Source organism: Massilibacteroides sp. (assembly GCF_028705895.1).
Taxonomy (GTDB): Bacteria; Bacteroidota; Bacteroidia; order Bacteroidales; family Tannerellaceae; genus Massilibacteroides.
Genome location: NZ_JAQWCQ010000010.1, coordinates 1 through 12,734, shown reverse-complemented (window position 1 = coordinate 12,734; position 12,734 = coordinate 1). Strand labels below are relative to the sequence as shown.

The 12,734-nt window shown below is 37.2% G+C and carries 10 protein-coding genes; 1 reads left to right on the top strand and 9 read right to left on the bottom strand.

Annotated elements, in window-relative coordinates; all coding sequences use genetic code 11:
• Window positions 1-37: 37 nt before the first annotated feature.
• From PHT93_RS04065 to PHT93_RS04025, 9 genes are all read right to left on the bottom strand, one after another.
• The gene (locus PHT93_RS04065; RefSeq protein ID WP_300239932.1) at window positions 38-1,294 is read right to left on the bottom strand and encodes an acetylxylan esterase; all 1,257 of its coding nucleotides are present in this window, start codon (window positions 1,292-1,294) and stop codon (window positions 38-40) included.
• A 171-nt stretch (window positions 1,295-1,465) separates the two neighbouring features.
• The gene (locus tag PHT93_RS04060) at window positions 1,466-1,699 is read right to left on the bottom strand and encodes a hypothetical protein (RefSeq protein WP_300239800.1); all 234 of its coding nucleotides are present in this window, start codon (window positions 1,697-1,699) and stop codon (window positions 1,466-1,468) included.
• A gap of 422 nt (window positions 1,700-2,121) precedes the next feature.
• The gene (locus PHT93_RS04055; RefSeq protein WP_300239798.1) at window positions 2,122-3,900 is read right to left on the bottom strand and encodes a hypothetical protein; all 1,779 of its coding nucleotides are present in this window, start codon (window positions 3,898-3,900) and stop codon (window positions 2,122-2,124) included.
• Between the two features lie 254 nt (window positions 3,901-4,154).
• On the bottom strand, window positions 4,155-5,714 hold the full coding sequence (locus tag PHT93_RS04050) for a RagB/SusD family nutrient uptake outer membrane protein (RefSeq protein WP_300239796.1): 1,560 nt from the start codon (window positions 5,712-5,714) through the stop codon (window positions 4,155-4,157).
• Window positions 5,715-5,731: 17 nt separating this feature from the next.
• Window positions 5,732-9,157, bottom strand: a complete 3,426-nt coding sequence (locus PHT93_RS04045; protein ID WP_300239794.1) for a TonB-dependent receptor — start codon at window positions 9,155-9,157, stop codon at window positions 5,732-5,734.
• A 133-nt stretch (window positions 9,158-9,290) separates the two neighbouring features.
• Window positions 9,291-10,256 (bottom strand): FecR domain-containing protein, encoded by a 966-nt coding sequence (locus tag PHT93_RS04040; RefSeq protein ID WP_300239792.1) that lies wholly within the window; start codon window positions 10,254-10,256, stop codon window positions 9,291-9,293.
• Between the two features lie 67 nt (window positions 10,257-10,323).
• Complete coding sequence (locus PHT93_RS04035; protein WP_300239789.1) at window positions 10,324-10,887, bottom strand: RNA polymerase sigma-70 factor; 564 nt, start codon at window positions 10,885-10,887, stop codon at window positions 10,324-10,326.
• Between the two features lie 178 nt (window positions 10,888-11,065).
• Window positions 11,066-11,299: a hypothetical protein gene (locus PHT93_RS04030; RefSeq protein WP_300239786.1), complete on the bottom strand. Its 234-nt coding sequence runs from the start codon at window positions 11,297-11,299 to the stop codon at window positions 11,066-11,068.
• Between the two features lie 46 nt (window positions 11,300-11,345).
• Window positions 11,346-11,963, bottom strand: a complete 618-nt coding sequence (locus PHT93_RS04025; RefSeq protein WP_300239783.1) for an Rpn family recombination-promoting nuclease/putative transposase — start codon at window positions 11,961-11,963, stop codon at window positions 11,346-11,348.
• A 190-nt stretch (window positions 11,964-12,153) separates the two neighbouring features.
• Here PHT93_RS04025 and PHT93_RS04020 point away from each other — a divergent pair.
• The coding region (locus PHT93_RS04020; protein ID WP_300239780.1) for a ribonuclease H family protein at window positions 12,154-12,734 on the top strand (581 nt) is incomplete at its 3' end.

The following is a 12,734-nucleotide window of genomic DNA, read 5'->3' as shown; positions in this document are numbered from 1 at the left end:
ATACTCAATTTTTTGCAATAACTAAAAGTGTATCAGCTTACTTTTTAATCAATTTATCTATCCATTCCCATGCTTTTTCCCATTGTTCAGGATAAGTATAATGCCCTATTTCCTCCACAATAAGGTAATCTTTCGGTGCTGTGATCATATTTAAAGCAGAAAACATAGAAGTAGGCGGACAAACCATATCATTATATCCCAATGAATAAAATCCGGGAACTTTGATCTGACGGGCAAAATTCACCACATCATAATAATAAGACGTTTCTATTTTTGCCGGAATATTATTGGACGGATCCTTAAACATATGTGGCCATCCTCCTGCACGTCCGTTCAGATATCCCGTCAAATCACAAAGAGCCGGATAAAAAGCTGCCAACCCTTTGATGCGGCTATCCAAGCCGGCTGCAACAATCGAAAGTGCACCTCCCTGACTACCTCCTTGTACAACTAAATTATTCCCATCAAACTGCGGCAATGAATAAATGAAATCCACCGCACGGACACAGCCTAAATAAACCCGTTTGTAGTAATATTTATCCTTATCTTCCAGATTGAAATTATTATAGCTTCTAAGCGCTCCCGCTGATAAATTCTGATAAACATTTGCGGGCAGATCAACAGGAATACCATGTATGCCTATTTCGAAAGTGATGTAACCACGTTCTGCATTCCAGACATCACCTCCATAAGGACGAATACCTGCACCGGGTACTTTCAGTACGGCCGGATATTTTCCCTCTCCTTTCGGAATACAAACAATACCGTAAAGTCGCGCTCCCCATTCATAATTCTGAACGCTAACCTGATATACATTGACCTTTTCCGTACACTTCTCCGGAATCAACGTCATCCGCGTATCCATTGGAATTTTGGCCGCCTCTTTTTTTGCATTGTCCCAATATTGAACAAAATCGGCAGGTAGCTTAGTGGTAGGCTGAATCAATTCCGGATTAACTGCAGCCGTTGCCAATCCCGGGTATTCTTTCCCGTCGTACTTCGCCCAAACGCGGCAGCGCAAAAATCCGGGCTTCTTCATACTTCCGGCATTGACCGTGAAAGTCCCTTTGTCCAACGTCTTTGTTTCGCTTTTCAACGGATCCATCATGTCTTCGGAAACCTCATAGCGAATCTCCACCCCTTTCATCGGAATACTATTCTTCGTAACCGTAATATCAAAAGACACCTTTTCACCGGTTTTATACACCCAATCTGCATGATTGGGAGCAACAACAACCTTAATAAGTTTCTCACCCGGCTGGGCAAACAAAGTTGCCCCTCCAAACAAAATCATTACCAGCAGTAATGTAAATCTAATAGCGTGTGTTTTCATTGTGTATTAAGTATTTAAAATTGAGTGTTAAAGGTATGGATAAAAAAATACTTCCCAATACAAGAAACATTAGATATTAATACTTCTTGTATTGAGAAGTGAACAAATTTACTTTCGTAGCTTGTTTTATGATTAATTAGTGATAGCTAACACCATTTCCCATGCGCCAATTTGTTGAATATTAAATATCTTGTACTCTCCATCTACTCCAGATGAAGAAATATTCATTTCTTCGTCACTTATAATATAAACATTCTCATTACTTAGGAATGTTACTTCTGCATTTTCTCTTGAGTAAGCAGCAGGGAGGCCGATATCATATATTTCATGCCTTATTACTGGATTCTGCCTATGTCGTTTTGACAAATAGATATGTTTTTGGCTGTTTTTCTTACATGTTCAAATAATGCATATTGTCATTATTCACTTATTTATATTGTTTTGAACCAATAAGTATTGCATAAAGACCAAAAATGATCGTTTTTTGCCTGAAATTAAAAGGTTATCTTTTGAAAAATAACCTTTATTTTTGAAAAAAGATACTATTCTTTTTTCAAAGACATTAGGACAAATTTTTTCTTTGTGTTCTTTTCACTGTTTTGAAGGTTTGAAAAAAACAGGCATGACATATGGTGTGGCTTTAGGTCGATTTCCCTGCGTTTGTTTGCAGAGTGCACTTTGAGGCATTTTATCAAAGAAAACGCCTCAAAACGCCCGAATTTAACCAGCTGTCAATGTGGTGTAAAATTGTGTTGTTTGCTTTCTTTTTGTATTTTTAGCCAATTGCCTTAGTTGACAATACTCCAATCACCGGAATAGTATGCCTTATCCAATTTCGTTTTTAATTCCGGCAGATTATCTCTGACAGCTAAATCCCGTAAATCTTTATAAATATAAAAGTTCAGCCAATACCCATATGCATACTTCTCATGAGTGGAACGAGGTTGTTTCCAGAAGGAATACCAAGCCGTATTTAATTTGTATTTGTTTGCAACTTCAATAGCTTTTTGACTGCGATTCCAGATATTTTCAGTAGCTTCTCTGAATAACTGCTGATAGTCGGTCAACTTCATCTTGCCTGTTTCATGAACAGTAGCACGGTCGTCTATGCCCAAAGCTTTCAGGGATACCTTTTCTTCAAAAATCTGATCCCCATCCAAGTCATATTCAATCACATCGAAGAAACCATTATTATCTGAATCGCTATATTTTACGGTAGCCCAAGCTGATGGAACACCCGTATTCCGTTCGTAACCCGTAAAGTCGTACAGCCCTCCGTAGCCTTGGAAATAGTTGGCTTGCTGATCAATACGCCAAGCGCCCCATTCTGCCCCATGAAGATGGATGCGGCCGTCAAAAGGAGAAAGATACAGATTTCCTTTACCGGAATTATCCTCGTCAAACTCCCCTCTGTCTCCTACCGGATCCGCCTGCGGATTATTGTCCAATCCCCCTTTTCGCATGCCGATTTTAAATAGCTCTTTCGGCTCATAAAACTCCACTCTTTCCCAGCGGTTACAATCATCATCCTCATCGAAAACAAACCAACAGGAACTCCATTTTCCCTTTTCATAAATTAGATTGTAAGCCACATGCCTGTCCGGATACACCAGATGATCCAATTGTCTCCATCTGGGATCAAAAAAGAACTTATCTGCCTCGGGCAATCCCCTTAAATTTTTATACTTATGTACCTGGTCAACATAAGAAAAGCCCTCTCCTTTAAACAAAATAGACATATCAAAATCGAATTCATTTCCCGGACCGTTATCGTTATCCAGATCGTACGTATGCGCAGCATAGTCTATCTTTTTTGTAAAGAAAACATCATGTTCCGGATTCTCATTATGATATTTGGGATCGGAATTATCAGAAGGACGATACTTCGGCGTATCAAGCAGACGGATAGCCATTTCAGAAAGCCCGTCATTATCATCATCAAAGAAGATAAACGGAACCTCCCAGTTGTACTCCAGATCTTTAATTCTGAAAGAAGCAGCATGCATCTTCAGGAACGTATTATTCCCATGATAATCCTGATAAAAATTAGCGTGCCCATTATGCTGCCAACACTTCAGCACAACATCTGTCCATTGAATATTATGCTTTATATTATCCTTCTCGCCATCATCGATCATATACATATAATCCGATCCATCCATGCCACCGCGTCTCTTCCCATCCTTATTCCAGACCACGGTCTGTATCTCAGCAATACCATCCCCATCTTCATCCACCCAGTCGATCGAAATATCATTAGGCCCGGCAAAAACCCCATCCTTATCCTTATCAATAAGCAAACAATCATTGTCCGTATCCCCTTCCGTATCTCCGTATTGCATATCATCGTCATCATCGATCCACATAATAGGCACATCCCCCAGAATAAACGACTTCAACACATCCGGATCCCCATCCTTATCCAAGTCAATATACTCAATCTTCGACTTATCAATCACCAAAGGAAGCCGGAAGGGCGTTAACTGCGTTTTATTATTCCAATACTCCTGCGCCCACAGCCCACAACTAAAGGAAAGAATCGCAGCAAAAATCATGAGTTTTCTCATCTTCACTTTTATACAAGGTAACATCGTTTTCATTTTCATGTATTAGGATTATTAATTAGTTTTTTCCAGTACAAAAAGTCAAAGATAACAAACTTAATAAAAAAGAGAGATAATATGCTTTGTATTAAGGTGCTTTTATTGTGTGTGGGGCATATATTCAATAAACTATCCTCTATGCTTTTAATTATAATTAAAAACATAGAGGATAGTTCTAAAAAAGAATAACATCATCACTTATAATTGATGCGCACAAATTAATACCACCCTTCATTATTTTTAAAACCATTTAACCTACACTCTCGTTCAGGTATCGGGAATAATAGTTTATATGGCTGAATATTATACGATGCATCAATGAGATGACAAACTTGTCCTAATTTTTTTGCTGCCTCATTTAAACGCTTTTTTTCTTTTTTCCCATGTTCATTCATTATTTCTATAGCTCTACCTGTTCGTAAGAGCTGATACCAGCGATGGTTCTCAAATGCAACCTCTACTCGAATCTCTTTGAATATTGCTTCTCGTAATTCTGTTTGATTTGTAGTTTTAATTTCTTCCAATCCAGCTCTCTTACGTACCTCATTCAAATGGATTAACGCTTCCGCGGATTTACCCGTTTCATTTAATGCCTCTGCTAATAACAACTTGAGATAACCATATCTATAAATAGGCCAATTTTCATCGGCTCTTCCATCAACTGTATATGGGGTATGATAGAATTTTTTAATGTATGCAATAGAATCACCAACAACTGTCAAATCTTTCCCGAGAGACTCTTGATAAACTCTATTTTTTTGATTTACGAAGTAACCAATTGAAGCGTCTTTTCTTATATCCCCAGGTTCATATGCTTGGATGATATCCAGTGTAGGTATATTACTACCTCCCATTTCTCCTGTCCATGCAGTATTTATTAATGTCGATCTCGCATTTTTAGGTCCCCAAATAAAGATATAGTCACTATGCTCTCCTTCTACAACAGAGCTGTATTGTACTTCAAAAATAGATTCTGCATGATTCTTATTTGTTGGATCAAATAAGCTGGCATATCCATTTTCTCCTGTTAATAACTGATACCCCAACTTGGTTACTTCCGTAAAATAATTAGCAGCCGCTTCATAATCTTGTTTATATGTCATGCAAATCTCTCCCATTAAAGTATAGGCTGCGCCTTTAGTTAATCTACCTTTATCCATTTCATTATTATACTTGACTGGTAGTTTTTCAATTGAGATATTAACATCTTGCTTTATAAAGGTATATATTTCGTCAATAGAGCCTTTCTTAGAAGTAAAAGCATCTGATGGGCCAGTCGTAGGTTTCTCTCGTAAAGGAACCTCACCCCAGAGTCTTACTAAATGAAAATAAAAGAATGCACGTAAAAACCGAGCTTCTCCCTCATGTTGATTTTTTAGTTCTGAATCTTTGTATTCAATATTGCTAATGTGTGAAATAATTGCATTTGTTTGTTGGATTCCATCATATAATCTATCCCAAACATTTTGATTATAAACATTAGAAGCAGTCATGAGAAAATCATTTATATCCTCACGTTGTTGAACTCCTCTGTCTGTTTCGTAGTATTGAAAACTAGTATTATCTGCACGCATTTCTGTATGTATGTATATATGATCTCCACGATATATATCTTGCAATTTATCGTAGACGCCATTTATTGCGCTTTTTATCTGATCCTCTGTTTTATAATAATCTTTATCGCTTGTGAATATATAGGGGCTAACATTAAGATTATCATTACATGATAACATTCCAATACTCATTAGCAACAAAAGATATTTAGTTGTATTTTTCATATTATTGTTTTTTTAGATCAAAAAGTTAAATTAATACCCAATGAATATGTTCTAGCTACCGGATACCCTGTATAATCTACTCCAGGAACCATAGACCCGGCTTTTTGTCCGCTATTTCCATAATTTGTTATTTCAGGATTACCATCATAGCCCGTAATTAGAAATGCATTTTGAATGCTAACATAGAATCTTGCATTTGAGCATATTTTTTTTATTCCTTTATCTAAGTTATATCCCAATGTTATATTTTTAATCCAGAGATAATCATTGTCTATAACCCAATCTGAATTAACATCTCTATATATTACACGTCCTCTACTTGATCCAGAAGTGGTTGGAGTACGTCCATCACCTGGTTGTTCTTCAGAACGGTATCTATTAACCATATCTTTGGTTACATTGAAAATGCCATCAGTATTATGAGTGTATTCATATTGAGTCTTCAATAATTGACCTCCAACAGAACCACTCATTGAAATACGCATATCCCATTGTTTATAATTCAAGACATTTGTGATACCAAATGTAAAGTCTGGATAAGGATCACCAATAACATCAAAGTCATTAACCGCTGTGATATCTCCACTTCCATCTATATCTTTCACTTTAATATTACCTGCAATTGCCCCAGGAAATTTTGCAACATTCGGATTGTCAATATCTTCTTGAGTGTATAGACCTTCCACAACATAGCCATAAAAAAGGCCTAATGGTTTGCCTACCATTGTAATATGGGTAGGATTTTGTTCCCCACTGAATCCCGTTAGTATCGGCGTGTTATCACGCCCCAAAGAAATAACTTTGTTCTTGTTAAAAGCGATATTGGCGCTCGTTGTCCATAATAGATTTTCAGTACGTAAGTTACGACTAGTAATACTAAACTCAAATCCTGTATTTTGTAAGTTCCCATTATTTTCTTTTGCGCTCTTGAATCCAGACGAAGCTGGAAGTTCTATATCTAAAAGCAGATTTTTTGTATTCCTCTTATAAAAATCTGCGATGAACGAGAAACGATCATTAAATATACTGAAATCAAGCCCAATATTCCACTCATAAACTTGTTCCCAACCTAGACAGGGATTACCTATTGTATTCATTCTGCGTCCTCCCGCTAAAGCTCCGTTTAATACATAATTTGCTTTGGTAATTTCGCTCATATAGGTATAATTCCCTATCTCAAAATTTCCAGCTAATCCATATGATCCTCTTATTTTAAGATCATCGATCCAAACCGCTTCTTGCATAAAACGTTCTTCGTTTAAACGCCATCCAAGAGATACAGAAGGGAAAGTTCCCCATCTGGAATCTTCTCCAAAACGAGAAGATCCATCCCGGCGAATGGCAGCAGTTAATAGATATTTCTGCTTGTAATTATAGGTTGCACGAGCTAGATAGGAAATCAAAGTCCACTCATTAATCCAAGAATTCCATCCACCAATTCTACCAGCGGCATTTAATGTTTCTATTTCATCAGAAGTATAGTCGTTTCCTGAAAAATTTGCCCCTTCATCTTTTTGAGTTTGGTAAGTGAATCCAAGTAGCCCATTGATTGAATGACTTCCTATTGTTTTTGTATAGGTTAGTGTATTTTCTGTTGCCCAATTTAAATAATTTGATTGGTTATATCCACTGGAAGGAATCGTAGGAGGGGCTTGATTTAACCCACCAAGTGTTGAAGGACGGAATGATGTATAATTACTTCCAAACCAATCTATATTTATTGATGATTTGAATTTTAGATCACTAAAGAAACTATACTCCCCGAAAAGGCTGGCAATCAGCCTTTGTGATTTTGTCCGTTGATTAATTTCTTTCATTGATTGTACTAAGTTAGGATAATTCCAAGTAGTACCTGTTTCATCCCCAATCATTGTATTGTATGATCCATCCGGATTATATACCGGAGCAATAGGGTTGGCCGTCATTGCCCAACCTATTTCGTGCTCACGTCCGTTTCCTCCTGTCATATCCCTGCTTTTACGTGTAAATGTAGGAGCTAGATTTAGGCCAACAGAGAACCTTTCACCAAGTTTTGCATCTACATTTACTCTAGCAGATATACGTTCAAAGTCTGTATTGATCACAACACCATCTTGCTTAAAATAACCAACAGAAGCGTAAGATGATATTTTATCTCCTCCACCATTGATACTAAGATTTATTTCATTAACCGGAGCTATCTGAGTTATTTCTTCAAACCAGTTAGTCCCTTTTCCTAATGCTTTTGGATTTTGATATAATGGAGGGACTTCTAATCCTAAATCTTCCAGTCTCTCTTTTTGGAATTGAGCAAATTCTGTAGCGTTCATCATATTTGGTTTTTCTTGAGGAATAACCTCTTGAATTCCTGTATAAACCGTGGCCTGAATTCTTGGTTTCCCGCTTATACCCCGTTGTGTTGTCACAAGAATTACCCCATTTGCTCCTCGCGAACCATAAATGGCTGTTGCTGAAGCATCTTTTAGTATGGTAATTGATGCAATGTCTTGAGGTGGTATATCGTTAATCGGGTTTGACCTTTCATCAGAATTTGTGGGTAGAGGAAATCCATCTATTACATATAATGGTTGACTTTTGGCGCCAACAGCCCCAAGTCCTCTTACTTTTATTTGGGGGCCTCCACCAGGAATACCATTAGATGTGTTTATCATGACCCCTGCAACCTGACCAGTTAGAGCCTGATCTAATCCACTAACAGGCATGCTTTTCACATTCTTCATTGCAACATTTGCAATGGAGGTTGTCAAATCTTTTGCTCGTTGTGTTCCATACCCAACCACGACCACTTCTTCCAATGCTTGAAGATCTTCTGCTAATTTGATGTTAAACATTGTTTCTTGGCCAACTATAACGTTTCTTTCTTTGTATCCGATATAAGATACGACTAAAGGGCTAGATCCCGAGATTGTTAGAACGAATTTTCCATCCATATCTGTAATCGTTCCGTTTGTAGTCCCTTTCTCTACGACATTAGCCCCAATGATCGGTTCGCCTTTCTCATCGGTTACAGTACCTTTTATTTGACGTCCGGATTGTTGGGAGACTTGTGTGGTTACATTTGTTTCGGCAGAGTTCTTCTTTTTCAAAACAATATAATTGTTCTCAAAAAGATACTCAATATCAGTATCATTGAACGCTGTGGCAAGAAGTGAACCTATTTCAATAGATTTATTTTTTACGATGATTTCTCTGTTTGAATCGAGATCTTTATCACTGAATACAACGAGATATTCTGTCTGTTTCTCAATCTCGTTAAATAGGTCTTTAACGGATAGGGAGTTAGAGTTTATTTTAATCACCGTGTTCTGTGCACTGCCTGTATATGCCATGAGTTGGAACATGCAGACGAATAATAGTGTAATGGTTATTTTCATAATCCTGAAATAATCTTTAATGTGTTTATTCCATTCAATAGTAGGTGGTAACAAAGTTTTTATTTTCATATCTTTGCTAATGTTAAGTGAATATTAATTTTTTACGAGGTTTGTGTTTACTTCAACACTGACCGGCAGATGTTCCCGCATTTGCCGGTTTTCTTTTTTTAGGCTAACTGGTTTATTTCATAGGCTGTCTTTTTTATTTACTTAATGTTATTGTATTGTTTTCCCGATCGCGGTCTATTTTGAAATTATGTATCTTTTGTATGATTCGTAGTATTTCGTCTATACCGTCTTGTTGACGGAATTTTCCGGTGTAAACGAAATTGTATATCTCAGGATTCTTTACGATGATCTTTGTGTCGTAATAGAGTTCGAGTTTCTTTATAATTTCGGCAAACCGTTCCTGATCAAAGCTGTAAATTCCATCTTTCCATAGGAAATAGGCGTGTTGTTTGATATTTCCTATTTCCATTTTTGTTCCTGTTATCAAAGCTTCCTGATCAGGGATAAGAGTTATTTTTCGATTTGTAGTTTTGTTGGTTATCTCTACTGATCCGCTTAGTAAGCTGGTTTGGATTTGTTCGGATTCCGGATAGGCTAATAGGTTGAATTCAGTTCCGAGTACTTTGACTGTGATGTCTTTTACGGATACACTAAACGGTGCGAATGGATTCTTTGAGACATCGAAAAAGGCTTCTCCCGTGAGTTTAACTTCTCGTTTGTCTTCAGAGAAACGAGATGGGTAGGTGAGAGTTGATTTAGCATTTAGCCAAACTGTAGTTCCATCGTGTAATGTTAAACATGCGCGTTGTCCGGGAGGTACATATAATGTATTTGTTTCTGTTTCAAATTTGTTTTGGTAGATTGAGTAAGTAATCCACCATGTAGATATGACCAATACGGCAATTGCTGCTGCGTATTTTAATATATGTGGTAAGTATTTTGATTTTGTTTTTTTGCTTTTAGAAATAAAATCATTGTAGCTTTTTTCTCCTTTTGTAATATCGTTATGATTAGGGAGGATATCCAGAAGAGCATATAAATTCTGATGGTGGCGAAACTGTTCACGCAGAGCAGAGTTCTCTCTCAGAAGATGAAAGAGTTCAGACTGTTCTTCCGAATTCAGTTCTCCAAGAAAATATTTATGTAACCGTTCGTCCATATATTGGGGTAATGTATATAAAGTTAACGAACGACGCTTTAAAATCCGCTAAAGGAAAATGACGTTTTTAAAGAGAAAGTAAGAAAAAAAGAATCGGCAGGTAATTTTTGAGTTCTTCACGAAGCTTTTTATAAGCAATTCCTATCTGAGTTTCAACCGTATTGACGGATATATTTAGTTTCTGTGCTATTGTTTTTTGTTTTTCGCCTTCTATTTTGCTAAGGATAAATATTTCACGGCATTTTTCAGGCAAAGAATTAATGGCCTTTTTCAGGATCATTTCTATGTCTTCCTCTGCAAACAGGTTCAGGTCGAATGCTTCTAATGAATCCAAACTCATCTGCAAGGCAATCTGATATTCTTCTTTTAATGTTTCCGTAGTCCGTTGTCTGACTGATTGATTGCGAAGATGGTCGATACATTTGTTCTTAACCGCAGTAAAGAGAAAAGCTAATATATTGATATGGGATGTAAGGGTGTCTTTCCTTTCTAAGAGATCGAGAAATACATCTTGAACAATATTCTCGGCATCTTCTTCGAAAAGTACATATCTACAAGCAAAACGTTTCATTTTCGCATAGTAAGAAATGTAGATATTTCTAAATCGTATATCGTTCTCTTCTTTTCTCAACGTGGTCTTGTTTTCAATAGTGACAAAAGTAATTATTTATTTTATTTATGAGTTTAGTTATCCCGAAGGAATGATATGTAATGAATTTGCCCAAACATACACTTCTTTCGTACATCCGGGCAAATCTCTAAGAACTTGCATTCTGCTAATATATTGTTTGAAGTAATAGTTCTTCCAACTAAATCTCTTTTCTTAAATTTAGTATCTCTTGTTTACTTAATCCTGTTAACCGGCATGTCTCTTCTATCGACAGCCCTTGTTTCAAACAATTCAGGGCAATGGTCTGCCTTTCTTTCTCAATACCTTCTTTCAGGCCTTTCTTTATTCCGTACTCAATACCCTCTTCGCGCGCATAATCTACAGCACTGCGCACATCGTCATATTCTATTATACTTTTCTTGTATGCTTCCATTTCCTGTGTCGTTAATCGTCCGATTTCTGCTGCTTTAAATAGTTTCTCAAAAATACGCCCCCTGCACTGCCGAAGGACGGCTGTCTAATCGTGACAGGTTACGTAAACAAAACAACCACCGATCCGTATTGGTTCTTAGATCTGTCACTGTTTTGAGGAATTTAGGTAACTCCACGAATGCGAATTTAAGCTTTTTTGAATACAAAGTACCTGTCCTTTGCCGGATTAATTGCACGTATTCCAGATAATGGTTTGAATCATCGTTTATTTCATCAAAAAGGATAAAGTCCAATATGCCGACAAAATAGACTGCTTTTAGATGAAAGTCCCATTTACCTTTAGTGGCCTGATTCTGGATCGGACGTGAGGCATAATATAAGCTCCGGTCACGGAAATAGGGTTGTTTTGCACGTTGTATTTCTACAATAAAAAATTCTTTTTTTTCGTTGGTGCAGAAAATATCAAAAATTGTCTTACGGTCACCTTCAAGTTCACCATGAAAAATGGTCGGTTGATATTGCAGGTCAACAATTTTGTCCGGTTCGGGGATGATCTCATTCAGGAAATCAATCAACAAGTCTTTATTTAGTTCATCGAAAAAGATTTTGGCAAACCCAAAATCCGTTAGTGGATTAATATAATAAGGAAAAAATCTTTCGTTCATCTGTTAAGGTTTTTATGATTGTGTTTTAATTATTTTGCGGCACGAAAGTAAAGAAAACAAGCGAGAGCGTCAACAGGTATTTTGTGAAGCGAATCAAACAGGAGGTTTTCTTATTTCACTATTTTATAAAAACAGAGTCCAGCGAAGTTGCTGTTTTTCTCGTATGTTTGTACTCTGTTATTAAAATAGGATGGCGAAGAGGAAGTATTATGTAGTTTGGAAGGGACTCAATCCGGGGGTGTATGACAACTGGGAGGAGTGTAAAATGCAGGTTGAGGGGCAGGAGGGAGCGAAGTATAAATCCTTTGAAACCCGGGAAGAGGCTGTTGCTGCTTTGGAAAACGGCTATGGGGATTATATCAAACCTCGTTCAGCGTCTAAAACTTCATTTTCTAAGCTTGCCGATCAGGAGAAAAAGTCTATCATAGCTAAGAGTCTGGCGGTGGATGCTGCCTGTAGTGGTAATCCGGGTGATATGGAATACCGAGGGGTTTATACGGCTACGGGACAGGAAATATTCCGTGTCGGTCCGTTAAAGAAGGGAACAAATAATATCGGCGAGTTTCTTGCAATTGTGCATGGTTTAGCTTTCCTGAAGCAAAAAAAGAGTGATCTCCCCATCTATTCCGACAGTCGTAATGCGATCCTTTGGGTGCAAAAAAAGAAATGCAAAACGCTTCTTGAAAGAGAAACGGTGAACGAACCAATCTTTGATCTGATTGAACGAGCAGAAAAATGGCTTCAAGCCAATACCTATACAAACAAAATTAT

Bases quoted from the DNA above. Each gene is read 5' to 3' on its own strand.
- PHT93_RS04065 (WP_300239932.1), bottom strand. From the start codon at position 1,294: ATGATTTTGTTTGGAGGGGCAACTTTGTTTGCCCAGCCGGGTGAGAAA.
- PHT93_RS04055 (WP_300239798.1), bottom strand. From the start codon at position 3,900: ATGAGAAAACTCATGATTTTTGCTGCGATTCTTTCCTTTAGTTGTGGG.
- PHT93_RS04050 (WP_300239796.1), bottom strand. From the start codon at position 5,714: ATGAAAAATACAACTAAATATCTTTTGTTGCTAATGAGTATTGGAATG.
- PHT93_RS04045 (WP_300239794.1), bottom strand. From the start codon at position 9,157: ATGAAAATAAAAACTTTGTTACCACCTACTATTGAATGGAATAAACAC.
- PHT93_RS04040 (WP_300239792.1), bottom strand. From the start codon at position 10,256: ATGGACGAACGGTTACATAAATATTTTCTTGGAGAACTGAATTCGGAA.
- PHT93_RS04030 (WP_300239786.1), bottom strand. From the start codon at position 11,299: ATGGAAGCATACAAGAAAAGTATAATAGAATATGACGATGTGCGCAGT.
- PHT93_RS04025 (WP_300239783.1), bottom strand. From the start codon at position 11,963: ATGAACGAAAGATTTTTTCCTTATTATATTAATCCACTAACGGATTTT.